General features: G+C 71.1%; 23 protein-coding genes. 13 read left to right on the forward strand and 10 right to left on the reverse strand.

What is annotated here, in order from left to right; translation table 11 throughout:
* Both G3I54_RS16830 and G3I54_RS16835 read right to left on the reverse strand, forming a co-directional pair.
* Positions 1-1117 (reverse strand): serine/threonine-protein kinase (locus G3I54_RS16830; RefSeq protein WP_164615595.1); only part of this gene is annotated, 1117 nt, incomplete at its 3' end.
* A 258-nt stretch (positions 1118-1375) separates the two neighbouring features.
* On the reverse strand, positions 1376-3082 hold the full coding sequence (locus G3I54_RS16835; RefSeq protein WP_164615597.1) for a glycerol-3-phosphate dehydrogenase/oxidase: 1707 nt from the start codon (positions 3080-3082) through the stop codon (positions 1376-1378).
* Positions 3083-3324: 242 nt separating this feature from the next.
* On the opposite strand from G3I54_RS16835, the gene G3I54_RS16840 reads away from it, so the two are divergent.
* On the forward strand, positions 3325-4587 hold the full coding sequence (locus G3I54_RS16840; RefSeq protein WP_164615599.1) for a nucleotide sugar dehydrogenase: 1263 nt from the start codon (positions 3325-3327) through the stop codon (positions 4585-4587).
* Between the two features lie 133 nt (positions 4588-4720).
* Positions 4721-5386 (forward strand): hypothetical protein, encoded by a 666-nt coding sequence (locus G3I54_RS16845; protein ID WP_343240352.1) that lies wholly within the window; start codon positions 4721-4723, stop codon positions 5384-5386.
* Between the two features lie 73 nt (positions 5387-5459).
* Here the strand turns inward: G3I54_RS16845 and G3I54_RS16850 are convergent, their stop codons facing one another.
* The 4 genes from G3I54_RS16850 to G3I54_RS16865 form a co-directional block, all read right to left on the reverse strand.
* The gene (locus G3I54_RS16850) at positions 5460-6584 is read right to left on the reverse strand and encodes a GuaB3 family IMP dehydrogenase-related protein (protein ID WP_164615601.1); all 1125 of its coding nucleotides are present in this window, start codon (positions 6582-6584) and stop codon (positions 5460-5462) included.
* Between the two features lie 104 nt (positions 6585-6688).
* Positions 6689-8191 (reverse strand): IMP dehydrogenase, encoded by a 1503-nt coding sequence (gene guaB, locus G3I54_RS16855; protein WP_030084431.1) that lies wholly within the window; start codon positions 8189-8191, stop codon positions 6689-6691.
* 139 nt (positions 8192-8330) lie between these two features.
* On the reverse strand, positions 8331-8906 hold the full coding sequence (locus G3I54_RS16860) for a sigma-70 family RNA polymerase sigma factor (protein ID WP_030084428.1): 576 nt from the start codon (positions 8904-8906) through the stop codon (positions 8331-8333).
* A gap of 279 nt (positions 8907-9185) precedes the next feature.
* The gene (locus G3I54_RS16865) at positions 9186-9797 is read right to left on the reverse strand and encodes a response regulator transcription factor (RefSeq protein ID WP_003948568.1); all 612 of its coding nucleotides are present in this window, start codon (positions 9795-9797) and stop codon (positions 9186-9188) included.
* Between the two features lie 453 nt (positions 9798-10250).
* Between G3I54_RS16865 and G3I54_RS16870 the strand changes: the two genes are divergently transcribed.
* Complete coding sequence (locus G3I54_RS16870; RefSeq protein ID WP_103536351.1) at positions 10251-10586, forward strand: WhiB family transcriptional regulator; 336 nt, start codon at positions 10251-10253, stop codon at positions 10584-10586.
* A gap of 140 nt (positions 10587-10726) precedes the next feature.
* Here G3I54_RS16870 and G3I54_RS16875 read toward each other — a convergent pair whose 3' ends face one another.
* A complete protein-coding gene (locus G3I54_RS16875; protein WP_164615603.1) occupies positions 10727-11617 on the reverse strand; it encodes a LysR family transcriptional regulator in 891 nt (296 codons plus the stop codon).
* Positions 11618-11697: 80 nt separating this feature from the next.
* Between G3I54_RS16875 and G3I54_RS16880 the strand changes: the two genes are divergently transcribed.
* The 9 genes from G3I54_RS16880 (at position 11698) to G3I54_RS16920 (ending at position 22209) form a co-directional block, all read left to right on the forward strand.
* Complete coding sequence (locus tag G3I54_RS16880; RefSeq protein ID WP_164615605.1) at positions 11698-12366, forward strand: MOSC domain-containing protein; 669 nt, start codon at positions 11698-11700, stop codon at positions 12364-12366.
* A 180-nt stretch (positions 12367-12546) separates the two neighbouring features.
* On the forward strand, positions 12547-14130 hold the full coding sequence (locus tag G3I54_RS16885; RefSeq protein WP_164615607.1) for a PQQ-binding-like beta-propeller repeat protein: 1584 nt from the start codon (positions 12547-12549) through the stop codon (positions 14128-14130).
* A 106-nt stretch (positions 14131-14236) separates the two neighbouring features.
* Positions 14237-15766, forward strand: coding sequence for a multicopper oxidase domain-containing protein (locus tag G3I54_RS16890; protein ID WP_164615609.1), 1530 nt, complete (start codon positions 14237-14239; stop codon positions 15764-15766).
* A gap of 10 nt (positions 15767-15776) precedes the next feature.
* A complete protein-coding gene (locus G3I54_RS16895) occupies positions 15777-16550 on the forward strand; it encodes an SDR family oxidoreductase (RefSeq protein WP_164615612.1) in 774 nt (257 codons plus the stop codon).
* Between the two features lie 174 nt (positions 16551-16724).
* The gene (locus G3I54_RS16900; RefSeq protein WP_164615613.1) at positions 16725-17846 is read left to right on the forward strand and encodes a substrate-binding domain-containing protein; all 1122 of its coding nucleotides are present in this window, start codon (positions 16725-16727) and stop codon (positions 17844-17846) included.
* Between the two features lie 157 nt (positions 17847-18003).
* Positions 18004-19332 (forward strand): sugar ABC transporter substrate-binding protein, encoded by a 1329-nt coding sequence (locus G3I54_RS16905; RefSeq protein WP_164615615.1) that lies wholly within the window; start codon positions 18004-18006, stop codon positions 19330-19332.
* Positions 19329-20348, forward strand: coding sequence for a sugar ABC transporter permease (locus tag G3I54_RS16910; RefSeq protein WP_164615617.1), 1020 nt, complete (start codon positions 19329-19331; stop codon positions 20346-20348). The genes G3I54_RS16905 and G3I54_RS16910 overlap by 4 nt, the downstream gene beginning before the upstream one ends.
* On the forward strand, positions 20345-21187 hold the full coding sequence (locus G3I54_RS16915; protein WP_164615620.1) for a carbohydrate ABC transporter permease: 843 nt from the start codon (positions 20345-20347) through the stop codon (positions 21185-21187). The genes G3I54_RS16910 and G3I54_RS16915 overlap by 4 nt, the downstream gene beginning before the upstream one ends.
* Positions 21184-22209: a hydroxyacid dehydrogenase gene (locus tag G3I54_RS16920; RefSeq protein WP_164615621.1), complete on the forward strand. Its 1026-nt coding sequence runs from the start codon at positions 21184-21186 to the stop codon at positions 22207-22209. Before G3I54_RS16915 ends, G3I54_RS16920 begins: the two co-directional genes overlap by 4 nt.
* A gap of 76 nt (positions 22210-22285) precedes the next feature.
* Here G3I54_RS16920 and groL read toward each other — a convergent pair whose 3' ends face one another.
* Both groL and groES read right to left on the reverse strand, forming a co-directional pair.
* Positions 22286-23911, reverse strand: a complete 1626-nt coding sequence (groL, locus tag G3I54_RS16925) for a chaperonin GroEL (RefSeq protein WP_164615623.1) — start codon at positions 23909-23911, stop codon at positions 22286-22288.
* A 97-nt stretch (positions 23912-24008) separates the two neighbouring features.
* Positions 24009-24317 (reverse strand): co-chaperone GroES, encoded by a 309-nt coding sequence (gene groES, locus G3I54_RS16930; protein WP_003966899.1) that lies wholly within the window; start codon positions 24315-24317, stop codon positions 24009-24011.
* A 218-nt stretch (positions 24318-24535) separates the two neighbouring features.
* Between groES and G3I54_RS16935 the strand changes: the two genes are divergently transcribed.
* Positions 24536-24721 carry a DUF6234 family protein gene (locus G3I54_RS16935; RefSeq protein WP_164615592.1) on the forward strand — a complete coding sequence of 62 codons (186 nt, stop codon included), beginning with the start codon at positions 24536-24538 and terminating at the stop codon, positions 24719-24721.
* 38 nt (positions 24722-24759) lie between these two features.
* Here the strand turns inward: G3I54_RS16935 and G3I54_RS16940 are convergent, their stop codons facing one another.
* Positions 24760-25683 carry a polysaccharide deacetylase family protein gene (locus tag G3I54_RS16940; protein ID WP_164615625.1) on the reverse strand — a complete coding sequence of 308 codons (924 nt, stop codon included), beginning with the start codon at positions 25681-25683 and terminating at the stop codon, positions 24760-24762.
* Between the last annotated feature and the right edge of the window lie 60 nt (positions 25684-25743).

The raw sequence follows: 25743 nt of genomic DNA on the forward strand, positions 1-25743 counted from the left end.
CGGCCGGAGAGCTCGCCGACGCCGTGGCCGCGCCCGCCGCGGCGCCCGCCGCCACGGCCGGGGTCTTCGCGTTGCGCACGGAGCGCAGGGCTCCGCGCAGCCGGTCGCGGGCGCCCTCGCCGGACTCGCCCGAGCCGGAGGACGGCTTCGGCGGCTTCGGGGCCTTGGGCGGCTTCGGCGTCCTCTTGACGAGAGGGTCGACGGCCGGCGTCGGCGGCAGCGCCATGATCTGGGTGGAGTCGGCGGGGGCCGGCGCGGGAACGTCGGGGGCGTTGATGACGTCGTTGAGCAACGCCCGCGCCCCGGCGTCGTCGAGGCGCTGCTCGGGGTCGCGGGCGAGCAGCCCGTAGATGACCTCGGTGAGCGGACCGGCGTTCTTGGGCGGGTCGAGCGGTTCGGTCATCACGGCCGTGAGCGTGGCGATGGCCGAGCCCTTGTCGTACGGCGGGCAGCCCTCGACGCTCGCGTACAGCAGTCCGCCGAGCGACCACAGGTCGGCGGGCGGGCCCGGCTTGTGGCCGCGCGCCCGCTCCGGCGAGATGTACGAGGGGGCGCCGACGAGCATGCCGGTGGAGGTGACCGACGGGTCGCCCTCGACCTGGGCGATGCCGAAGTCGGTGAGCACGACGCGCCCGTCCTCGGAGATCAGCACGTTGGACGGCTTCACATCGCGGTGCAGGATGCCCTCGCGGTGCGCCGAGCGCAGCACGTCGAGGATGGCGAGCCCGACCTCGGCGGCCCGCCGGGGCGTCAGCGTGCCGTCCTCGCGGATCGCCTCGGCGAGCGACTTGCCCTCGATCAGCTCCATGACGATCCACGGGCGGTCGTCCTCGTCGACCACGTCGTAGACGGTCACCGCGCTGTTGTTGCGGATCCGTGCGATCGCCTTGGCCTCACGCAGGGTGCGCGTGATCAGCCGGCGCTTCTCGTCCTCGTCGATCGCCGAGGGGAACCGCAGCTCCTTGACCGCGACCGTGCGGCCGAGCGTCTCGTCGTCGGCGCGCCAGACCGTACCCATGCCGCCTCGGCCGAGCACCTCACCGAGCCGGTAGCGCCCCGCGAGGAGCCGACCGTTCTTGTCCCGTTGGGGCTCCCGTGACTGCTCCGCCTCCGACATGCGTCCCCTCTGCGATCAACCCGCCCTGGCAGAGCGTTCATTGTCCCTCACCCCGGGACCGGTCCTGGTGCCGGGTCCGGGGTCGGCCCTGGGGCCCGAAGAGGGATGCCCCCACAGCCTCCTACCAACCCGGCCTCCCCGTCCAGGCCGGGCCGGGCGGCCCCCCGCCGCTCCCCGGGCCGAAGGAGCCCAACTGGCCCGGGGGCGGCGGGCGGTGCCGTGGTTTCAGGGTCTGCCGGTCACCGAGGAAGGTATCTCCTAGATGGGCACGATGTCCGGTGCGCCGAGCCGGGCCGCGTCCGCCGTGAGGTCGTCGGGCTGGCGCTGCGATTCGCGCTCGGCCTCCACCCGCTTCTCGTAGTGCTCGACCTCCCGGTCGATCCGCCCCTCGTCCCAGCCCAGCACCGGCGCCATCAGCTCCGCGCAGAGCCGGGCGCTGCGGGTGCCCCGGTCGAAGGTCTCGATGGAGATCCGGGTGCGCCGGGTCAGCACGTCGTCCAGATGGCGGGCGCCCTCGTGGGAGGCCGCGTAGACGACCTCGGCGCGCAGATAGTCGTCGGCGGCGGGCAGCGGTTCGCCCAGGACCGGGTCGGCGAGGATCAGCTCCAGAATTTCTTCCGTCATTGAGCCGTACCGGTTGAGCAGATGCTCCACCCGGGCGACATGGAGCCCGGTCCGGGCCGCGATCCGGGCGCGCGCGTTCCACAGGGCCTTGTACCCCTCGGCCCCCAGCAGCGGGGTGTCCTCGGTGACGCAGGCGGCGACCCGCTGGTCGAGCCCGTGCACCGCCTCGTCGACCGCGTCCTTGGCCATGACCCGGTACGTCGTGTACTTGCCGCCCGCCACGACGACCAGGCCGGGGGCCGGGTGGGCCACCGTGTGCTCGCGCGACAGCTTGCTGGTGGCGTCCGACTCGCCGGCCAGCAGCGGGCGCAGTCCGGCGTAGACGCCCTGGACGTCGTCCCTGGTCAGCGGGGTGTTCAGGACGGAGTTGACGTGCTGGAGGAGATAGTCGATATCGGCGCTGGAGGCCGCCGGGTGGGCCTTGTCCAGGTCCCAGTCGGTGTCCGTGGTGCCGATGATCCAGTGCCGGCCCCAGGGGATCACGAAGAGGACGGACTTCTCGGTGCGCAGGATGAGGCCGGTCGAGGAGTGGATGCGGTCCTTGGGGACGACCAGGTGGATGCCCTTGGAGGCCCGGACGTGGAACTGTCCGCGCTCGCCGATGAGGCCCTGGGTGTCGTCGGTCCACACGCCGGTCGCGTTGACCACCTGCTTGGCCCGGACCTCGTACTCATCGCCGCTCTCGACGTCCCGTACGAGCGCGCCCACGACGCGTTCGCCCTCGCGGAGGAAGCCGACGACACGGGCCTGGTTCGCCACATGGGCGCCGTAGGACGCGGCGGTGCGCACCAGGTCGGTGACGAAGCGGGCGTCGTCCATCTGGGCGTCGTAGTACTGGAGGGCGCCGACCAGGGCGTCCTTCTTCAGCGCGGGGGCGACCCGCAGGGCGTGCTTGCGGGAGAGGTGGCGGTGGACGGGGAGGCCCCGGCCGTGGCCGGAGGAGACCGACATCGCGTCGTACAGCGCGACGCCGGACCCGGCGTACAGCCGCTCCCAGCCCTTGTGCTGCAAGGGGTAGAGGAAGGGCACGGGCTTCACCAGATGCGGGGCGAGCCGCTCCAGGAGCAGACCGCGCTCCTTGAGCGCTTCCCGGACCAGGGCGAAGTCGAGCATCTCCAGATAGCGCAGGCCGCCGTGGATCAGCTTGCTCGACCTGCTCGATGTGCCGGACGCCCAGTCGCGCGCCTCGACCAGGCCGGTCGAGAGGCCTCTGGTGGCGGCGTCCAGCGCCGTGCCCGCGCCGACCACGCCCGCCCCCACGACCAGCACGTCCAGTTCGCGCTCGGCCATGGCGGCGAGCGCGACGGTGCGCTCGGCGGGTCCCAGTGTCGCTGTCCTCACTGCTGCCTCCCGGTGGATCGGGGTGGTCGGACACGGGAGTGCCACCCGGCCGAGGGGCCGGCCGCCCGTGTCCACCCCTCGATTCTGTCCGCGCTCCTCGAGTTCAGCCACCGCCTGTGGACAACACCCGGGCGTCCGGAGCCACGCAATGCGACATATAGGTCATATTTACGCCTAGTCTGACATTGCGCTGTCCACAGCAGTTGCGATCTTCGCTCTCCGCACTTAGGGGGTCTTCCTGTATGCCCGCAGACCTCGCCGTCATCGGACTCGGTCACCTCGGCCTGCCCCTCGCCCAGGCCGCCGTCACCGCCGGAATCGACACCGTCGGCTACGACCCCGACCCACGCCCCTACGCGGAGCTCAGAGCGGGCCGCAGCCCCGTCGAGGGCACCCTCACCGCGTCCGAGATCCGCCGGATGCTCTCCGGCGGCTTCCGGCCCACCACCGACGCCACCGAGCTGGGCCGGGTCCGTACCGCCGTGATCTGCTCCCCCACCCCCCTCGGCCCCGACCGCACCATCGACCTCACCGCCCTCGGCGACGCCGCCCGCGCCCTGGCCGCCCGGCTGCGCCCGCACACCACCGTGCTGCTGGAGTCCGCCGTACCGCCCGGCACCACCGAGACCTTCCTGCGGCCGCTGCTCGAAGAGGGCTCCGGGCTGGTCGCCGGACGCGACTTCCACCTCGCCTGCTCGCCGAGCCGGCTCGACCCCGGCAACCGCACCCACACCTACGCCTCCACCCCCAAGGTCATCGGCGGCCTCACCCCCGCCTGCACCGAGTCGGCCGCCGCCTTCTACGGACGGCTCACCGACAAGGTCGTCCGGGCCCGCGGACCGCGCGAGGCGGAGATGACGAAGGTGCTGGAGACCAACTTCCGGCACGTCAACATCGCGCTGGTCAACGAGATGGCGGTGCTCTGCCACGACCTCGGCGTCGACCTCTGGGACGTCATCCGGTGCGCCGAGACCAAGCCGTTCGGCTTCCAGCCCTTCCGCCCGGGCCCCGGCGTCGGCGGCCACGGCGTCCCGGTGGACCCGGGCTGCCTGCCCTACAGCACCCGCACCCCCGGGCACCCGCTGCGCATGGTCTCGCTGGCGCAGGAGATCAACGACCGGATGCCCAGTTACGTCATCCAGCGCTGCGCCACCCTGCTGAACGAGCACGGCAAGTCCGTCCGGGGCGCGCGCGTCCTGCTGCTCGGTGTCACCTACAAGCCGGACAGCGCCGACCAGGAGGCCGCCCCCGCCCGCGAGATCGCCACCCGGCTGATGGACATGGGCGCCCAGATCGGCTACCACGACCCGCACGTCCTGGACTGGCGGGTACGCGAACGCCCCGTCCCGCGCGCCGACTCGCTGTACGAGGCGGCGGCCGCCGCCGACCTGACCGTACTGCTCCAGCAGCACCGCACCTACGACCTCCAGGGCCTCGCGGTGAAGGCCCAACTGCTCCTGGACACCCGGGGAGCGACTCCGGCGGGGGCCGCGCACCGGCTCTGAGGCCGGTGCGGGAGGCCGAAAAAGATTGCCGGTGACCGAATCCGGTGCGTACTGCTACCCTGCGGCGTCACAGAGCGCACACACGTGCGCACCACGCACACTCGTGCGCAGCCGCCCCAGGGGGAGCCCCACCGTGAGTCAGCCCGTGCAGCCGCCGAACCAGCCTCAGCAGCCCTACGGCGGTCAGCCCGTCGAGGGCAACCCGTACGCCGGCCAGCCGGGCCAGCCCGCTCCCGCCGCACCGACCGGCAACCCCTACGGCCAGCAGCCCTCCGCGCCGACCGGCAACCCGTACGGCCAGCAGCCCCCGGCCCCGACCGGCAACCCGTTCGCGGGCCAGCAGCCCGGCCAGAGCGCCCCGTTCGGCGGCGGCGCGCCCTTCGTCCCGGCGCCCCCGGCCCGTAACAACGTCCTGCTCGGCGTGCTCGTCGCGCTCGGCGCGGCGCTCGTCGCGGGCATCCTGTACGGCGTGATCGCGGGCTCCATCGAGCGCGAGGTCGGCTACGCGGCGGTCGGCGTCGGCTTCCTCGTCGGCTTCGCCGCGAGCAAGGTCGGCGGCTCCAACCCGGCGGTCATCGCCGCCTCGGCCGTCTTCTCGATCGGCGCCGTCTACCTCGGCCAGCTCGTCGGCATCTCGATGGTGCTCTCCGACCTGGCGCAGATCCCGTTCTCCGAGGTCATCGGCGACCACTTCGACGCCGTGACGGAAGCCTGGTCGCAGGAGGCCGACTTCATGACCTACCTCTTCCTCGGCCTCGCCGCGGTCGCCGCCGTCGGTGGCGCCAAGAAGGCCGGCTGACACCCGGCGGGACCACGCGGAAGGGCCCGGACCATGGCGGTCCGGGCCCTTCCGTATCCGTACGTACGGGAGATCAGCGGCGGTGCTGCGAGTCCGCCACCGTCACCTCGACGCGCTGGAACTCCTTGAGGTCGCTGTAGCCGGTGGTGGCCATCGCGCGGCGCAGGGCGCCGAAGATGTTCATCGAACCGTCCGGGGTGTGCGAAGGACCGGTGAGGACCTCCTCCGTCGTCCCGACCGAGCCGAGGTCGACCAGCTTGCCGCGCGGCACGTCCTCGTGGACGGCCTCCATGCCCCAGTGGCGGCCGCGGCCCGGCGCGTCGGTGGCGCGGGCCAGCGGGGAGCCCATCATCACGGCGTCCGCACCGCAGGCGATGGCCTTCGGCAGGTCGCCGGACCAGCCGACGCCGCCGTCGGCGATGACGTGCACGTACCGGCCGCCGGACTCGTCCATGTAGTCGCGGCGGGCCCCGGCGACGTCCGCGACGGCGGTGGCCATCGGGACCTGGATGCCGAAGACGTTGCGCGTGGTGTGCGCGGCGCCGCCGCCGAAGCCGACGAGGACACCGGCCGCGCCGGTCCGCATCAGATGCAGGGCGGCGGTGTACGTGGCGCAGCCGCCGACGATGACCGGGACGTCCAGCTCGTAGATGAACTGCTTCAGGTTCAGCGGCTCGGCCGCGCCCGAGACGTGCTCGGCGGAGACCGTCGTACCGCGGATGACGAAGATGTCGACGCCCGCGTCGACGACCGCCTTGGAGAACTGGGCGGTGCGCTGCGGGGAGAGCGCGGCGGCGGTGACGACACCGGAGTCGCGCACCTCCTTGATGCGCTGCCCGATCAGCTCCTCCTGGATGGGGGCGGAGTAGATCTCCTGGAGCCGGCGGGTCGCGGACTCGACGGGCATCTCGGCGATCTCGTCCAGCAGCGACTGCGGGTCGGCGTGCCGGGTCCACAGGCCTTCCAGGTTCAGCACGCCCAGGCCGCCGAGCTCGCCGATCCGGATGGCGTGCTGCGGGGAGACCACGGAGTCCATGGGAGCGGCCAGGAACGGCAGCTCGAAGCGGTAGGCGTCGATCTGCCAGGCGATCGAGACCTCCTTCGGGTCCCGGGTGCGGCGGCTCGGAACGACAGCGATGTCGTCGAATGCGTAAGCCCGGCGGCCGCGCTTGCCGCGCCCGATCTCGATCTCAGTCACGATGTGTGGCCTTTCCCTCTACGTCTGCGCTGACCAGTATCCCCGACACGTGCCTGAGGGGCGGTACCGGGAACTCCGGTCCGCCCCTCACCTGCGGTGATGCGTTACTTCCTGCTGTAGTTCGGTGCTTCCACCGTCATCTGGATGTCGTGCGGGTGGCTCTCCTTGAGACCCGCCGAGGTGATCCGGACGAAGCGGCCCTTGCTCTCCATCTGGTCGACGGACGCGGCGCCGACGTAGCCCATGGTCTGGCGGAGGCCGCCAACGAGCTGGTGGAGGACGTTGGCCAGCGGGCCGCGGTAGGGCACCTGGCCCTCGATGCCCTCGGGGACGAGCTTGTCGTCCGAGGAGACCTCGGCCTGGAAGTAGCGGTCCTTGCTGTACGACCGGCCCTGTCCGCGGGACTGCATCGCGCCCAGCGAGCCCATGCCGCGGTACGACTTGAACTGCTTGCCGTTGATGAACATCAGCTCGCCCGGGGACTCCTCGCAGCCCGCCAGCAGGCTGCCCAGCATCACGCTGTCCGCGCCCGCGGCGAGCGCCTTGCCGATGTCGCCGCTGTACTGGAGGCCGCCGTCGCCGATGACCGGGACGCCCGCGGCACGGGCGGCGAGCGCGGCCTCGTAGATCGCGGTGACCTGCGGGACGCCGATGCCGGCGACCACGCGGGTGGTACAGATCGAACCGGGTCCGACGCCGACCTTCACGCCGTCGACCCCGGCGTCGATGAGCGCCTGGGCGCCGTCGCGGGTGGCGACGTTGCCGCCGATGACGTCGACGCCGACGCTCGACTTGATCTTCGCCATCCAGGCGAGGGCGTTGCTGTTGTGCCCGTGCGAGGTGTCGACGATGAGGAAGTCGACCCCGGCGGAGGCGAGCGCCTGCGCGCGCTCCAGCGCCTCGGGGCTGGCGCCGACGGCCGCGCCGACGAGCAGCCGGCCCTCGGCGTCCTTGGCGGCGTTCGGGTACTGCTCGGCCTTCTTGAAGTCCTTGACCGTGATGAGGCCCTTGAGGAGGCCCGCCTCGTCGACCAGCGGCAGCTTCTCGATCTTGTGGCGGCGCAGCAGCTCCATGGCCTCGACGCCGGAGATGCCGACCTTGCCGGTGACGAGCGGCATCGGCGTCATGACCTCGCGCACCTGGCGCGTACGGTCCGACTCGAAGGCCATGTCGCGGTTGGTGACGATGCCGAGCAGCTTGCCCGCGGCGTCGGTGACCGGCACACCGCTGATGCGGAACTTCGCACAGAGCGCGTCCGCCTCGCCGAGCGTGGCGTCGGGGTGCACGGTGATCGGGTCGGTGACCATGCCGGACTCGGACCGCTTGACCAGGTCGACCTGGTTCACCTGGTCCTCGATGGAGAGGTTGCGGTGCAGCACGCCGACGCCGCCCTGACGGGCCATGGCGATCGCCATCCGGGCCTCGGTCACCTTGTCCATGGCGGCCGACAGCAGGGGGATGTTCACCCGGACGTTGCGCGAGATGAGGGTCGAGGTGTCGACCGCGTTGGGCAGGACCTCGGACGCGCCGGGCAACAGCAGCACGTCGTCGTAGGTCAACCCGAGCGTCGCGAATTTCTCGGGCACTCCGTCGACGTTTGCAGTCATGACACCTTCCCCAAATGGCCTTGATCGGTGCGGATGTCCATGCTAACGGGCTCCACGGGTGTCTCATTCCACGATCAAGATCACTTGGCCGTTCTGTAGCTTCCTACAGAGCCCCCGGCGGGGGTCGGAACGGGTGTCTCTACTGCTCCGCGAGCGCCCGGAGCCTGCTGAGCGCGCGGTGCTGCGCGACCCGGACCGCACCCGGCGACATCCCGAGCATCTGTCCGGTCTCCTCCGCGGTCAGCCCGACCGCGACCCGCAGGACCAGCAGCTCGCGCTGGTTCTCCGGGAGGTTGGCGAGGAGCTTCTTGGCCCAGGCGGCATCGCTGCTGAGCAGGGCGCGTTCCTCCGGGCCGAGGGAGTCGTCGGGCCGCTCCGGCATCTCGTCGGAGGGGACGGCGGTCGAACCGGGGTGGCGCATCGCGGCGCGCTGGAGGTCGGCGACCTTGTGGCCGGCGATCGCGAAGACGAAGGCTTCGAAGGGCCTTCCGGTGTCCTTGTAGCGCGGCAGCGCCATCAGCACCGCGACGCAGACCTCCTGCGCCAGGTCCTCCACGAAGTGGCGAGCATCACCGGGAAGGCGGTTCAGCCGGGAGCGGCAGTAGCGCAGGGCGAGGGGGTGTACATGGGCCAGCAGATCATGGGTGGCCTGCGCGTCGCCGTCGACGGCCCGGTGCACAAGGGCACCGATCACCGTGGTTTCGTCGTCGCGCATCGGACCATGGTGCCCTGATGCCGTCCGGTCCGCTCCATCGCGTCCCGAGTTGTGCACCGAAGCGTTATGAGCGGGTGCGCCGGATGTCATGTCCTGCGCCCTCCCCTTCCGCTCGACCGAATCGTTCCTGAGGAACTCCACGACTCAAGGATGCGTCATCGGCCGGGAAGCGTCACATGGCACCGCTGGGCGGGCGCTCGGATACGGGGTGTGGAGCCGGCGGCCCGCTCCGTGACCCCGTCCGCCGGTCTGCGGACGGGGCGCGGCCCGGGCCGGTCGTCAGCGGACCAGACCCCAGCGGAATCCGAGGGCCACCGCATGGGCGCGGTCCGAGGCCCCGAGCTTCTTGAACAGGCGCCGGGCGTGGGTCTTGACGGTGTCCTCGGAGAGGAACAGCTCACGGCCGATCTCCGCGTTGGAGCGACCGTGGCTCATGCCTTCGAGCACCTGGATCTCCCGCGCGGTGAGCGTCGGGGCCGCCCCCATCTCGGCGGACCGCAGCCGACGCGGGGCGAGCCGCCACGTCGGGTCGGCCAGCGCCTGGGTGACGGTGGCCCGCAGTTCGGCGCGCGAGGCGTCCTTGTGCAGATAGCCGCGGGCCCCGGCGGCGACCGCGAGCGCGACGCCGTCCAGGTCCTCGGCGACGGTCAGCATGATGATCCGGGCCCCGGGGTCGGCGGAGAGCAGTCGCCGGACCGTCTCCACACCTCCCAGACCGGGCATGCGTACGTCCATCAGAATCAGATCCGAACGATCGGCACCCCAGCGGCGGAGGACTTCCTCGCCGTTGGCCGCCGTCGTCACGCGCTCGACGCCGGGCACGGTGGCCACCGCGCGACGGAGCGCTTCTCGGGCAAGCGGGGAGTCGTCGCAGACGAGGACGGATGTCATGACCGTCCTCCGCAGCTGATGCGCGTCACCTTGAGCCTCCAGGCTGGTACAAGTCGTCACCTGTGCGGTTGACCCCCTCGGACATGTGCCCGAGCCGGATATCCGTCAACCGCATCCGTTCTCTTAACGACGGTCACTCGAAAGAGTTACGGGTCGGGCGGCCGGGTTCGGCACTCTACGTGAAGGGCCGTGTACGGAGGAGAACGGCACGGTTGATTCACCCGTCAACCGAATCTTCACTCTCCGGCATGCCCTATTTGGCAGCTTTTCTTCCCTTTAGAGGGTGTCTGTGGCTAGATTCGCAATCAGTCATATTTACATCTACTAGCACCGTAGATGTACGGTCGAGACTTCGGTCACACCGATCACAGACGGTCCGAACACCGCAGGCCGTCGATCACAGACGGTCGAGGATGCCGCTTCCGACGCAGCACAGCTCCGAGGGGACAAGCAATGGCAGATTTCTCCCGCCTTCCCGGACCCAACGCAGACCTGTGGGACTGGCAGCTGCTCGCCGCCTGCCGAGGCGTGGACAGCTCCCTGTTCTTCCACCCGGAGGGTGAGCGCGGCGCGGCCCGGAGCGCCCGCGAGACCTCGGCCAAGGAGGTGTGCATGCGCTGCCCGGTACGGGCCGAGTGCGCGGCGCACGCCCTGGCCGTCAGGGAGCCCTACGGAGTGTGGGGCGGCCTGACGGAGGACGAGCGCGAAGAGCTGATGGGCCGGGCCAGAACCCGGCTGATCACCGCGGCGCCCTCCGGGGCCTCCGCCAACGGCCCCGGCGCCACCTGACACCCATACGCCACCGCTGAACGCAGAAACGTTTCTTCGAGACCTTCAGCCATCCGGCCCGCGACCAGCCGCAGCGGGGCCGGGCCCCTCACCGCCCGCGGGGCCGCGGTGCCCGCCGGGCGCCGCGGCCCCGCGCGGTCTCAGCGCGCGGCCGTCCGCGCCAGCTGATCGAGAGTGGCCGCCACCGCCGGGACCCGGGCCAGGTCCGGCAGGGTCAGGGCGACGATCTCCCGCTCGATCGCGGGCTCGACCGGCACCGCCCTGGCCCCCTTGGGGCGTACCGACTCGACGGCCAGCTCCGGCAGCACCGCCACCCCGAGCCCCGCCCCGACGAGGCCCATCACCGCCGGGTAGTCGTCGGTGGCGAAGTCGATGCGCGGGGTGAAACCGGACTCCTCGCAGACCTCGACCAGCTGTCGGCGGCAGCGCGGGCAGCCCGCGATCCACGACTCCTCGGCCAGCTCGCCGATGGACACGCTCGCCGCCCCGGCCAGCCGGTGCCCGTCCGGAACCAGGCCGATCAGCCGGTCGGTGAGCAGCGGCCGGACCACCAGGTCGTCCCATTCGCCGCCGGTCGCCCCGTAACGGAACGCCAGCGCGATGTCGCAGTCGCCCCCGCGCAGCAGGTCCACCGAGCGCGGCGGCTCGGCCTCGACGAGCGACACCCTGGTCCCGGGGTGTTCGGCGCGCAGGGCGGCCAGCGCTCCCGGGACCAGGGTGGAGCTGCCGCTGGGGAAGGAGACCAGCCGGACCCGACCGGCCCGCAGTCCGGCGATGGCGGCCACCTCCTCCTCGGCGGCGGTCAGCCCCGCGAGGATGCCGGAGGCGTGCCGCACCAGCGCCTCGCCGGCCTGGGTGAGGCGCATCTCGCGGCCGGTGCGGATCAGCAGCGTGGTGCCGGCGGAGGCTTCCAGGGCCTTCATCTGCTGGCTGACGGCGGGCTGGGTGCAGCCGAGTTCGCGGGCGGCGGCGGAGAACGAGCCGGTGGTGGACACGGCGCGCAGGACACGGAGGTGGCGAGCTTCGATCACCTCTCCAGCATAAGAAATTCTTGGAGGCGGGGCGAATTAATGGCGAGCACCTTTGAGGGTGGGGCGGTTAGCGTGCCCGTATGAAGCTGCTGACCGTGAACATCGGCCGTCCCCGGCCCAACGCACAGACCGACGGCCCGGGCGGCCTCTCCGGAATCGACAAGCGCCCGGTGGAGGGCCCCGTGGAGGTGCGCGACCCCGGGCCCAAGGGCGTCGGCGGCAGCGGACTCGCCGGTGACACGGTGTGCGACCTGCGCCATCACGGCGGCAGCGACCAGGCGGTGTACGCCTTCGCCCGGGAGGATCTGGACGCCTGGGAGCGGGAGCTGGGCGGCCGGAAGCTGGCCGCCGGGATGTTCGGCGAGAACTTCACGACGCTGGGCCTCGACGTCAGCGGTGCACGGATCGGCGAGCGCTGGCGGGTGGGGGCGGACCTGGTGCTGGAGGTGACCTCGGGGCGGATCCCGTGCCGGACCTTCGCCGAGCATCTCGGGGAGCAGGGGTGGGTCCGGCGGTTCACCCGGCAGGGCGTGACCGGCGCGTATCTGCGGGTGATCGAGCCGGGGACGGTCCGCGCCGGGGACGCCATCGAGATCGTGCACCGGCCCGACCACGAGGTCACCGCCGCCCTGCAGTTCCGGGCGTCGACGACGGAACGCACCCTGCTGCCCTCCCTGCTGGCCGCCGGGGAGGCGCTGCACCCCGAGGCGCTGCGCAAGGCACGGGAGTACGTGGCACGGCAGGGCTGAGGGCCGGGCGGGACGGTCCCGTACGAGGGCGGCGCGCCGGTTCCGTGACGTAGCGTCACTCCTCGCGATTTTCTGCGGCGTTGAGCAGGAACTGGACCGGCGTCCGGCGCGTCCACCACCAGTGACCTTGCGTCCGAGAATCAGCTTTCGAGCCGCGTGGCACGTCTCAGGGGGAAGACCATGCCCGACCCGCAGCAGCCCTGGTACGACCCGGGCCGGCCGCAGCAGCCCGTTCCCGGCAACCCGTACGCCTCGGAGGGCGGCGGGCCACAGGGGTTCGGGCCGCCGACACCGCTTCCTCCGCCGCCACCTCGTCGACGGCGCTTCGGCCGGGGGCCGGTCGTCGCCGCGGTCGTCGCGCTGGTGCTCGTGCTCGTGGCTGGCGGGGTGTACGGCCTCACCGACTGGGGACGGGACGATCCCGCGAAGCCGGTGGCGAAGGAGTCGCCCCGCCCCTCCGGTTCGGCGTCCCCGTCCCGTACGCCCGGGGCGGGCGGCCCGGAGCTGAGCCACATTCCGACGACGGACGAGGTCGCTGCCGCGCGGAAGCCCGGCGAGTCGTCGGCGTGGATCGCCGACGACAAGGCCGATATCCCCAAGCAGATCAACAAGGTCCACGACCTGTGGATCGTCGGCGACACCGCCGTCCAGGCGCTGCACCGGAAGGTCACCGCCTACCGGCTCTCGGACGGCGCCGAGGTCTGGAGCGTGACGCTCCCCTCCGCCGTGTGCGAGACCCCGGCCAACCCGACGCCCGACGGCAAGGTCGTGGTCTTCCGGAACGAGCGGCCCGACAACGAGCGGAGCAATCTCTGCAACCAGATGCAGATGATCGATCTGAAGACGGGGAAGCAGGGGTGGCACAAGAAGCTCGACGAGCCCGGTGACGAGAGCACGTTCATCGTCTACAGCGCCATCAGCGGCGATGTCCTGTCCGTCGCCCGGGGCATGGTGGCCATCACCTACCGGATGGCCGACGGGAGCAAGCTGTACGAGATCCCCCGGGAGAACAAGGACAAGTGCGTTCCCGACGATGTGGCGGGCGGCCCGGCCCGGCTGCTGGTGAGCTCCGAATGCATGATCGCCGTTGAGCGTGGCAAGAACTACGGCCAGGTGCGCGAACTCGACCCGGGCACCGGCAAGGTGCTGTGGCGTTACCGGATGAAGACCGGCTGGCGGTTCGGCAGTCTGATCTCCATGGATCCGGTCGTCTTCACCATCTACAACGACAAGGACACCGCGTCCGACTGGCGGATCACGGTCCTGGACCCCAAGGGCAAGCACCGCGTCACCTTCGACGCCCGGGACAAGGGCTTCGAGGAGTGCGCCGGAACCGGGTCCGGCGGTGACATCCAGCCCTGCCGGGGCGCCTCGGTCGACAAGGGCCTCATCATGCTGGGTGGCCAGGACCAGGTCGGCGCGTACGACGTGAAGACCGGGAAGTTCCTGTGGGGGATCAAGGACAACCGGTTCCGGAGGCTCTATCCCCTGCGCGCGGAGGGCGGCACGTCGATGCTCATCTACGAGGCGGCCGGACCGAGCAGCCCGGGCCGGACCTTCCTGATGGGCCCGCGCGGCGCCGGCACGGAGACGAACGTCGTGAAGCACCCGGCGGCGACCGCGAAGTGGGAGTACGAGATGTCCATGGGGCACACGGCCTACGTCGACGGTCGGCTCGTCCTGACCTCGACGCAGATGAGCGGGGACGAGAACCAGAAGCCCGTGCGCGAGGCCCGCATGCTGTCCTTCGCCGCCTCACCCTGACCCGTACTGAGGGATCTCCCCCGGCCGCGTCGTAAGGGCTCGGTCGGGGGCGGTTCAGGGGTCTGCCCCATGCCCGGCGGGTGCTTCGCCCGAGACGCTGAAGAGCATGGCGAAGACCAGGGGACGACGGAGTTGGAAGCGGGCGTTCATCGCCCTCGGTGTGGTGGTGGGGGTGTTCCTCGCGGCGGTGGGCGGCTCGTTCGCGTGGCTGTGGACGAGCGCCGACATCAGCACGGTGGGCAAGGTCCGCTTCGGCAACGAGCTGGCGGTGCCGCCGCTCGCGCCCTCGACGGTGGACCAGGACGGCACACGCGTCTTCGATCTGCGGATGCGGGCGGGGAGCACGGAGTTCCGGGACGGAGTGGCGACGCCGACCTGGGGGTTCAACGGGGACCATCTGGGCCCGACGCTGCGGGCGAAGCGCGGTGAGCGGGTGAAGGTCCGGGTGCGCAACACGCTCGACGAGGCGTCGAGCGTGCACTGGCACGGGATGCATCTGCCCGCCGCGATGGACGGCGGACCGCACCAGATGGTGGCGGCCGGCGGCAGCTGGACCCCGCACTGGAAGATCGACCAGCCGGCCTCGACGCTCTGGTACCACCCGCATCCGCACGGCGGGACGGAGCGGCATGTGCAGCGGGGGCTCGCGGGGATGTTCCTGCTCGACGACGAGAGCTCCGGGCGGCTCGCGCTGCCGAAGACGTACGGGGTGGACGATCTGCCGGTGATGGTGCAGGACGTGAGCTTCGACGGGGCGGACTTCGACCATGGGCACCGGTTCCTGGCCAACACCGGCTTCCTCGGGGAGCGGACCATGGTCAACGGCACGCTCGACCCGTACGCCGAGGTGGGCGACGAGCGCATACGGCTGCGGCTGCTGAACGCGTCGACGGCCCGCATCTACACCTTCGGCTTCGACGACGACCGTTCCTTCGACCTGGTGGGCACGGACGGCGGGCTGCTGGCGGCACCCGCCGCGATGAAGCGGGTGCAGCTCTCGCCGGGTGAGCGGGCGGAGGTCGTCGTGACGATGCGGCCGGGCGAGCGGACGGTGCTGCGCAGCTACCCGTGGCGGGACGGCGACGGCTGGGAGCGGCGGTTCGACGGGGGCGACGACTCCTTCGACGTACTCCAGCTGCGGGCGGCCGAACGGCTGCGCCCCTCCCCCGCCGTCCCCTCCCGGTCGGCCGTGGACGAGGGGCTGGAGCTGCCGGAGGCCGACGACGCGGTGCGCAGCCGCCACTTCGAGCTGCGCAGGTCCGGCATCAACGGGCAGCCGATGGCGATGGACCGGATCGACGAGACAGTCACCCGGGGGGCGACGGAGATCTGGACGCTGCGCAACGGCGGCGACATGACCCACAACTTCCATGTGCACGACGTGCAGTTCCGGGTGCTGGACGTGGACGGGAAGCGGCCGGAGCCGGCGCTGCGGGGGCGCAAGGACACGGTGGCGGTGCCGATGGGCTCGACCGTGCGGATCGCGCTGCGGTTCGACGGGCCGTCCGATCCGGACACTCCGTACATGTACCACTGCCATCTGCTGTCCCACGAGGACGACGGGATGATGGGCCAGTTCGTGGTGGTGGAGAAGGGGCAGCGGGCGGGTGTCGTCCCGGACCATGCGGGGCACTAACGTGCCGCGTATGACGACTGCACTGATCACGGGCGCGACGGCGGGTATCGGGGCCGCGTTCGCGCGGCGGCTCGCGGCCCAGGGGCACAACCTGGTGCTGGTGGCGCGGGACACCGCACGGCTGCGCGAGCAGGCCACGGAACTGCACGACCGGCACGGCATCGAGGCCGAGGTGCTGAGCGCCGACCTGTCCACGGACGGCGGGATCGAGGCGGTCGAGAAGCGGCTCGCGGAGCGCACGCACCCGATCGATCTGCTGGTCAACAACGCCGGGTTCGGCAACAAGGGGCGCTTCCTGGAGGTGTCCATGGCCGATGAGCTGACGATGCTGAAGGTGCACTGCGAGGCGGTGCTGCGGCTGACCTCGGCGGCCGTCGCCGGGATGAAGGAGCGGGGCCGGGGCGGGGTCGTCAACGTGGCGTCCGTCGCGGCGTTCGTGCCGCGCGGTACGTACGGGGCGTCCAAGTCGTGGGTCGTGCAGTTCACCCAGGGCGCGGCGCGGGATCTGGCAGGGTCGGGGGTGCGGCTGATGGTGCTGTGCCCCGGGTTCGTGCGGACGGAGTTCCACGAGCGGGCCGGGATGGGCACGGACAACATCCCGAACTGGATGTGGCTCGACGCCGACAAGCTGGTGGCCTCGGCGCTGGCGGATCTGGCCCGGGGGAAGACGGTGTCGATCCCGGACCCGCGCTACAAGGCGCTGATGGGGCTGGTCAAGGTGGCCCCGCGGGGGCTGCTCGGCGGGGTCACCTCGCGGACGGGGCGCAAGTACGGCCCGCAGTAGGCGGTCTGTCCGCTTCGGTACGCGGTCTGTCCGCTTCGCCGCTTCGGTACGCGGTCTGTCCGCCTCGGTACGCGGTACGCGAGGTGCTCCGCCCCTCCCGCGTCCGGCCGCCCTGTGATCGAATGATCGCCCACTGCTCAGGGTTCGATCATTCTGCTCCAGGGGGCTGTCTCCGTGCGCGAAGGTGCTGCTGAACGTCATGACCGGCTGCTGAACCTGGTGCGCGAGCGCGGCACCGTACGGGTCTCCGATCTGGCGGACCGGCTCGGCGTCGCCACGGTCACCGCCCGGCGCGATGTCGAGGCGCTGGCCTCGCGAGGGCTGCTGGAGCGGGCGCACGGTTCGGTGTCCTGGCCCGCCGACCGGGGTCCGGCCGGTACGCCGGCGGGCGGCGGCCCGGTGATCGGGATGCTGGCCCCGGCCGCCGCCTACTACTTCGCCGAGGTGATCCGGGGCGCCCACGAGGCGGCCGCCCGGCTCGGCGCGCGGCTGATCCTGCGGGTCACCGACTACCGCCCCGAGGACGACGCGGCGCACGCCGCCGGGCTGCTGGCGGCCGGGGCGCAGGGGCTGCTGCTGGCGCCGAGCTGGACGGAGCCGGACCACCCCGAGCGGTACGGCGAGTGGATAGCCCGGCTGCCGGGCGAGAAGGTGCTGGTGGAGCGGAAGGGCGCGCCCGGCAGCCCACTGGAGGGCCTGGACCGGGTGGGCTCGGACCATGCGCACGGGGTGCTGCTCGCCGTGCGGCACTTGGTGCGCCTGGGGCACGGGACGCCGATGCTGGTGGCCCGTTCGGACAGCCCGACGGCCCTGGCGGTACGCGCCGGGTTCACGCGGGCGCTGGCCGCGCTGGGCCTCGCCGGGACGGAACCGCTGATCGCGACGGTCTCCGCCGACCGCGATCCGGCGCTCTTCGAGCGGTCGGCGCAGGCGGTGCGGTCCGCGGTGCGCGAGGGGCGGGCGAGCTCGGTGCTGGTCCACAACGACGAGGAGGCCATCCGGTTGGTGCGCCGGCTGGCCGAGCTGGGGGTGCGGGTTCCCGGGGACCTGGCGCTGATCACGTACGACGACGAGGTGGCGGCGCTCGCCGACACCCCGCTGAGCGCGGTGGCCCCGCCCAAGCGGGAGGTGGGGCGCGGTGCGGCGGAGCTGCTGGTGGAGCGGCTGTCCGGGCCCCGGTATCCGGGCGGGGACGGGCCTTCGCCGCGGCGACAGGTGGCACTGCTGCCGGCGTTGCGGGTACGGGGCTCCTGTGGGCGGCCGACGCCGGAGCCGGCCGCCGGAGCCGACGTGTGAGCTGTCCGGTTTCCGTGATCTGAGCAGGATTCACCCCCTTCCCGTTCGATCATTATTCGATCATTCAATCTTTCGCTCTTGACTTCGCTCAGGCGGAATCGAAATATCGCGGCACGGCCGGAACTTCCGGCCGACCAGCTCGTACAGGAGCCATGCCGTGAGCCGCAGTTGGTCCCGTCCCGTCCATGCGCTGGTCGGCGCCGCCACCGCTCTCGCCGTTGTCACGGCGTGCGGCGGCGCCGACGACTCCCGCGCCCGAGGTACCGCAGACGATCCGGTGACCGTGTCCTTCTGGGCATGGACGAAGGGGTCCCAGGAGGTCGTGGACGCGTTCAACGCCACCCACGACACGATCCAGGTGACGTTCGAGGAGATACCCTCGGGCGGTCTCGGCGGCTACCCCAAGATCGCCAACGCGGTGAAGGCGGGCATCGCGCCCGATCTGCTCTCCATCGAGTATCCGCAGCTGTCCGCGTTCGTCAGCCAGGGATCGCTCCAGGACATCAGCCCCTATCTGACCGAGGACGTCAAGAAGAAGTTCCTGCCGCAGACAGTCGAGATGACGACGCTCGGCGGCAAGAACTGGGCCGTCCCCTTCGACGCAGCGCCGCAGATCTTCTACTACCGCAAGGACTTCTTCACCGAGCACTCCATCGAACCGCCCGCCACCTGGGACGACTTCCGGGGCGCGGCGGAGCAGGTCAAGAAGGCCGCGCCGAAGACCAGGATCGCCACGTTCTTCCCCGACGACCCGACGTTCTTCCAGGCCATGGCGTGGCAGGCGGGCGCGCAGTGGTTCCGGGCCGGGACGGACGCCTGGCGGATCGACACCACCGACCCCGCCTCCGAGCGCACCGCCGCGTACTGGCAGGGCCTGATCGACGACCGGCTCGTCTCCACCGCCTCCTCGTTCAGCCCCGAGTGGACCGGCTCCCTCAAGCAGGGCACCACCGTCGGCTACCTCGGGGCGTCCTGGAGCGCGGGCGTGCTCGCGGGCATCGTGCCCGAGCAGAAGGGCAAGTGGGCGGCGGTACGGCTGCCGAGCCAGGAGGCGGGCCGGCCGGCCAGCGGGATGATCGGCGGTTCCACGTTCGCCGTCAGCAAGGGCAGCACCAGGACGGCGGCCGCCGTCGAGTTCGCGCTGTGGATGTCGACGCACGAGGACGCGATCAACGCCCGGATCGGGGCGAGCACATCGAGCGCCCTGCCCGCCTCCCCGGCCATGGTGCCGATCGCGAAGAAGGCGTTCGACACGAGCTTCTACGGCGGTCAGGACCTGTACGGGCTGTTCGAGGAGGCGGGCAGGTCCATCGGGCCCGACTGGGTGTGGGGCCCGAGCCCCGGGGCGACCAACTCCGCGCTGGGCGACGAGCTGGGCGAGGTCGTCGGCGGCGGCTCGACGCTGCCGCGCGCGATCAGGAGGGCCCACGAGGCCACCGTCGCCGACCTGCGGAAGCGCGGCCTGAGGGTGGAGGAGGGCTCATGAGCGGCAACGACACCGACCGCCGCGGCGGCGGCGTGCCGGGCACGCGCACCGGACCTCCCCCGGACACCGCCCGATCGGCCCGGGACACCGCCCGCGCCGCCCGCCCGTCGACCGTGCTCAGCACCAAGGCCCGCACCCGGCTGGCGGCGGGCACCCTGCTCACCCCCTTCTTCGCCCTGTTCACCGTGGCGATGATCGTCCCGGTCGGCTACGCGCTCTGGCTCAGCCTCTTCACCGAGAAGCAGTCCGGCCTGGGCTTCGACGGTCCCCGTACCGTCTTCGACGGGCTCGGCAACTACGCGACGGCCCTGGGCGACCAGGCGTTCCGCGACGGCTTCTGGGTGCTGCTCGGCTACTGCGCGTTCTACATCCCGCTGATGGGCGGCGGCGCGATAGTGCTGGCGCTGCTGCTGGACACCGCGCTGGCCCGCGCCCGCCGCTTCTTCCAGCTGGCGCTGTTCCTGCCGCACGCCATCCCCGGCCTGATCGCCGCACTGATCTGGATCTACCTCTACACACCGCAGCTCAGCCCGGTCGTGGCCGCCATGGAGGCCGGCGGCTTCGGCTTCGACTTCTTCTCCTCCGAGGGCACGCTCCCCTCCATCGTCAACATCGCGCTGTGGCAGTGGCTCGGCTACAACGTGGTGATCTTCTACGCCGCTCTCCAGGCCGTGGACCGCTCGCTGCTGGAGGCGGCGACCGTCGACGGCGCGGGGAACTGGCGGATCGCCTTCTCGATCAAACTCCCCCTGATCCGCTCGTCGCTGGTGATGGTCCTGCTCTTCACGATCATCGGTTCGCTCCAGCTGTTCACCGAGCCGCTGATCCTCAGCCGCGGCTCGGGCTCGGCGGTGACCAGCACCTGGACCCCGAACATGTACGCGTACAGCGCCGCCTTCGAACGCAACGACTACGGCCTGGCCGCCGCCGCGTCCGTCCTGATCGCCCTGGTCGCCGCCGCACTGTCCTTCGTCGTCACGCGCTTCGCCAACCGCAGGAAGGAGGCACACCGATGACCTCCAGCCGATGGCTGTCGAAGACCGCGGTCAACGTCGTCCTGCTGATCGCCGCCGTGTACACGCTGTTCCCGCTGATCTGGCTGCTGACGGCGGCCACCAAGGACGCCGGGAACCTGCTGGGCGGCGACGTCTTCTCCTTCGAGGGCTTCGACCTCGGACACAATCTCTCGGAGCTGACGTCCTACCAGGACGGCATCTACTTCCGGTGGTACGGCAACTCGCTGCTGTACGCGGGCGTCGGGGCGCTCGGCTGCTCGCTGGTCAGCGTCGCCGCCGGGTACGCCTTCGACAAATACCGCTTCCGGGGCAAGGAGAAGCTGTTCGCCCTGGTGCTGCTGGGCGTGCTGCTGCCCTCCACGGCCCTCTCCCTGCCGCTGTATCTGCTGGCGGTCGAGACCGGCACCGTCAACACCTACTGGGCGGTGCTGATCCCGGCACTGGTCAACCCGTTCGGCGTGTATCTGTCCCGGATCTTCAGCGCGGGCTACATACCCGACGAGGTCCTGGAGGCCTCCCGGATCGACGGGGCCGGTGAGCTGCGCACCTTCTGGTCGGTCGGCCTGCGGATGGTGATGCCGGGGTTCGTGACCGTGTTCCTCTTCCAGTTCACCGCGATCTGGAACAACTTCTTCCTCCCGCTGGTGATGCTCTCGGACAAGGACCTCTATCCGCTGAGCCTGGGCCTCTACAACTGGCACAGCAACGCCAACGCCGACCCGGCCTTCTACCCGATGGTCGTCACCGGCTCCCTCCTGGCCGTCACCCCGCTGATCATCGCCTTCGTCATGCTCCAGCGGCACTGGAAGGCCGGTCTGACCGCGGGGAGCGTCAAATGACCCTTCCCGCCGCCGCCCCCACCGCCCTCCTGGCCATGGGCCCGGGCATAGCGGAGCAGCTGTTCGGCGACCGGCAGCGGGCGCGGCTCACCGCGCTCGTGGACACCGACCCCGGTCTGGTCGCCCACCGGCTGACCGACCCGGCGCCCGAGGTCGCCGCCGCGCTGGCCGGGGCGGAGCTGCTCATCACCTGCTGGGGCGCGCCCCCGCTCACCGCCGACGTCCTGGCCGCCGCCCCCCGGCTGCGCGCCGTGGTGCACGCGGCCGGGAGCGTCAAGCACCACATCACCCCGGCCTGCTGGCAGCGCGGTCTGCGGGTCACCTCGGCGGCCGGGGCGAACGCGCTGCCGGTCGCGGAGTACACGCTGGCCGCGATCCTCCAGGCGGGCAAGAACGTGCTGTCCGCGGCCCGCCGCTACCGGGAGCTGCGCGCCCCGCACGACTGGCGGGCGGAGCTGGCGGGGCACGGCAACTACCGGCGGTGCGTGGGCATCGTGGGCGCTTCGCGGATCGGCCGTCGGGTGATCGAGCTGCTGCGCCCGTTCGATCTGGACGTGCTGCTCTTCGACCCGTACGTGGACGCGGGCACGGCGGCCCGGCTGGGCGCGGAGAAGGCGGGCCTGGACGAGCTGTGCGCCCGCAGCCGGATCGTCTCCGTCCACGCGCCCGAACTGCCCGCGACCCGGCACCTGATCGGTGCGGCGCAGCTGGCGGCGATGGCGGACGGGGCGACGCTGATCAACACCTCGCGGGGTTCGCTGATCGACGGCGACGCGCTGCTGCCCGAGCTGGTGTCGGGGCGGCTGAACGCGGTGCTCGATGTGACGGAACCGGAGGTGCCGCCCGCCTCCTCGCCGCTGTACGACCTGCCGAACGTGCTGCTGACGCCGCATGTGGCGGGTTCGCTGGGCGACGAGATCCACCGGATGGCGGACTTCGCGCTGGACGAGGTGGCGCGGTACGCGAGCGGGCTGCCGTTCGCGGATCCGGTGACGCCGGAGGACCTGGCGCGCATGGCCTAGCCGGAACGCACCGAGGCCCGGCGCCCCCGCGACGGGGGTGCCGGGCCTCGGCCGTACCGGAAGGTACGGGGCCGTACTAGTGGGAGTGGCCGTGGCCGCCGTGACCGGCGTCGGCCTCTTCCTCGGCCGGCTTCTCGACGACCAGGGTCTCGGTCGTGAGCAGCAGCGACGCGATGGACGCGGCGTTCTCCAGGGCGGAGCGGGTGACCTTGACCGGGTCGATGACGCCGGCCTTGACCAGGTCGCCGTACTCGCCGGTGGCGGCGTTGAAGCCCTGGCCCTTGTCGAGCTCGGAGACCTTGGAGGTGATGACGTAACCCTCCAGGCCGGCGTTCTCGGCGATCCAGCGCAGCGGCTCGACGGCGGCGCGGCGGACGACCGCGACACCGGTGGCCTCGTCGCCGGTCTTGCCGAGGTTGCCCTCCAGGACCTTCACCGCGTGGACGAGGGCGGAGCCACCGCCGGAGACGATGCCCTCCTCGACAGCGGCGCGGGTCGCCGAGATGGCGTCCTCGAGGCGGTGCTTCTTCTCCTTGAGCTCCACCTCGGTGGCGGCGCCGACACGGATGACGCACACGCCGCCGGCCAGCTTCGCGAGGCGCTCCTGGAGCTTCTCGCGGTCCCAGTCGGAGTCCGTGGCCTCGATCTCGGCCTTGATCTGGTTGACGCGGCCCTTGACATCCTCGGAGTTGCCCCCGCCGTCGACGATGGTCGTGTCGTCCTTGGAGACGGTGACGCGGCGGGCGGTGCCCAGCACGTCGAGACCGGCGCCGTCGAGCTTGAGGCCGACCTCCTCGGCGATGACGGTCGCACCGGTGAGGGTGGCGATGTCACCGAGCATGGCCTTGCGGCGGTCGCCGAAGCCCGGGGCCTTCACCGCGACGGCGTTGAAGGTGCCGCGGATCTTGTTGACGACGAGGGTGGAGAGCGCCTCGCCCTCGACGTCCTCGGCGATGATCAGGAGCGGCTTGGAGGCGCCGGCCTGGATGACCTTCTCCAGGAGCGGCAGCAGCTCCTGGATGGAGCCGATCTTGCCCTGGTGGATCAGGATGTACGGGTCGTCGAGGACGGCCTCCATACGCTCCTGGTCGGACACCATGTACGGGGACAGGTAGCCCTTGTCGAAGGCCATGCCCTCGGTGAACTCCAGGTCCAGACCGAAGGTGTTGGACTCCTCGACGGTGATGACACCGTCCTTGCCGACCTTGTCCATCGCGTCCGCGATGAGCTCGCCGACCTGGGTGTCCTGCGCGGAGAGCGCGGCCACGGCGGCGATGTCGGACTTGTCGTCGATCGGGCGGGCCGTGGAGAGGAGCTCCTCGGACACGGCCTTGACGGCGGCGTCGATGCCCTTCTTCAGGGCGGCCGGGGAGGCGCCGGCGGCGACGTTGCGCAGACCCTCGCGGACGAGCGCCTGGGCCAGGACGGTCGCGGTGGTGGTGCCGTCACCCGCTACGTCGTTGGTCTTGGTCGCCACCTCCTTGACGAGCTGGGCGCCGAGGTTCTCGTACGGGTCGTCGAGCTCGACCTCGCGTGCGATGGTGACGCCGTCGTTGGTGATGGTGGGAGCGCCGAACTTCTTGTCGATGACGACGTTGCGGCCCTTGGGGCCGATCGTCACCTTGACCGTGTCGGCAAGCTTGTTGACGCCGCGCTCAAGGGCGCGACGGGCGTCCTCGTCGAACTTCAGAATCTTCGCCATGGGCTGTATCCCTCTCAAAATGAACTGCGCCCCTCGCCGCCCGGCTAGTTATTTCGCAGGGGGCCAGGGGCGCAGAACACAAGCAAACGTGGGTGAATTACTTCTCGACGATCGCGAGGACGTCGCGGGCCGAGAGGACGAGGTACTCCTCGCCGTTGTACTTCACCTCGGTGCCGCCGTACTTGCTGTACAGGACGACGTCGCCGGTCTTGACGTCGAGCGGAAGCCGCTCGCCGTTCTCGAAGCGGCCCGGGCCCACGGCGAGGACGACGCCCTCCTGGGGCTTCTCCTTCGCGGTGTCCGGAATGACCAGGCCGGAAGCCGTGGTCTGCTCGGCGTCGAGCGGCTGGACCACAATGCGGTCCTCGAGCGGCTTGATCGCAACCTTGGAGCTGGTGGTCGACACGATCCGGTCTCCCCCTTCGGAGATCTCACGGGGTTTAACAGTCTGTGGGCGGCGACCAGACCGATCCGTCGTCGCGGGTGCCGGACCTGCCCTGTCGCGCAATGGTGGTGCTGGCACTCTCCAGGGGGGAGTGCCAGACCCGAGACTATGGCCGCGATTAGCACTCGGTCAAGCGGAGTGCCAATTCACCACCCTCGCGCCGTCGCGATCGGGGCTCCATGGCGCTGCGCGGGTGGCACTGGTCCGGCGGGACGCAGGTGGTCGTCGCGATGGCGCTGGGCGTGGCGGTCCTGGCGTCCGCCGCCCAGGGAAGCGGCCGGAAGCCTCCGGAACCGGCCCCCACCTGGAACTCCCCGCCCTGCCGCAGCGGCGGTAACGACGAATGCGCGCGCAGCGGAGGCTGAGCGCGCATTCGGGGCCGGGGTGCGGGGAAGGGCTCGGGTCAGACGTAGTCCTCCAGCTTCGCCACCGCGTACCCCTTGTCCGTGATGGTCTTCATGACCCGGCGGATCATGTCGGGCATCGAGCCCTTCCAGTCCTCCTTGCCCCGGAAGTGGGTGAGGACGATGTCGCCGGGGTGCAGGTCCCGGTCCCACTCGCGCCACTCCATGTGGTCGGGGAAGGCCTCGGAGGACCACAGGGGTACGGCGGTGATCCCGCAGGACTTGGCGACGACGAGGGTGTCGCGGTTGTAGTTGCCGTAGGGCGGACGGAAGAGGGTGGGCCGCTTCCCGTAGTGCTTGAGGATCTTCTCCTGCTGGCCGCAGATCTCCCGCTTCTGCTCGGCGTAGGAGAGGCCGGGCAGATAGCGGTGGTTGAGGGTGTGGTTGCTGATGGTCACCCCGCGCTGCTGCATCTTCTTGAAGTAGCCGTAGTCGTCGTTGGTGACGTAGTCGCTGAGGAACGCGCTGTACGGGATGTCGAGTTCGGTCATCATCCGCAGCAGCTCGGGGTCCTTCTCCGCCCCGTCGTCCATCGTCAGGAAGACGATCTTCTCCTTGGTGGGGACGGTGGTGAAGACGGGCGGCAGCCCCTTGTCGTCGCGGACCTCGAAGCCCTTGCGGGTGGTGATGACCGGCTTCACCTTCGGCGGCTCGGGGGCCGCGAGCGGGGTCTTGGCGAGCCCCCACTTCTTCGCGGCGACGGCCCGTGCGGCCTGCTTCTTCCTGAGCGTCTCCGCGTACGTGTCGAGGGCGCGGGCGGGCCCGGCCTGTGGGGCCGCCTCGCCCTGCTGGCCGGCGGCGGGTTTCGCGGGCCCGCCGGGAGCTCCCGTGCCGCTGCCGCCCGCCTCCGCCGCGCATCCGGAGGCGACGGCGGCGGCCAGCAGGGCCGCCAGCACGACGACGCCCGACCTGTGCCGCTTCATGGCTGATTTTTCGTTTTGTCGTACTAGCTGCATGGCGCCGCATCCTGCCAGCCGTCGGCC

The sequence above is a fragment of the Streptomyces sp. SID14515 genome, from assembly GCF_010548505.1.
GTDB lineage: Bacteria > Actinomycetota > Actinomycetes > Streptomycetales > Streptomycetaceae > Streptomyces > Streptomyces caviscabies.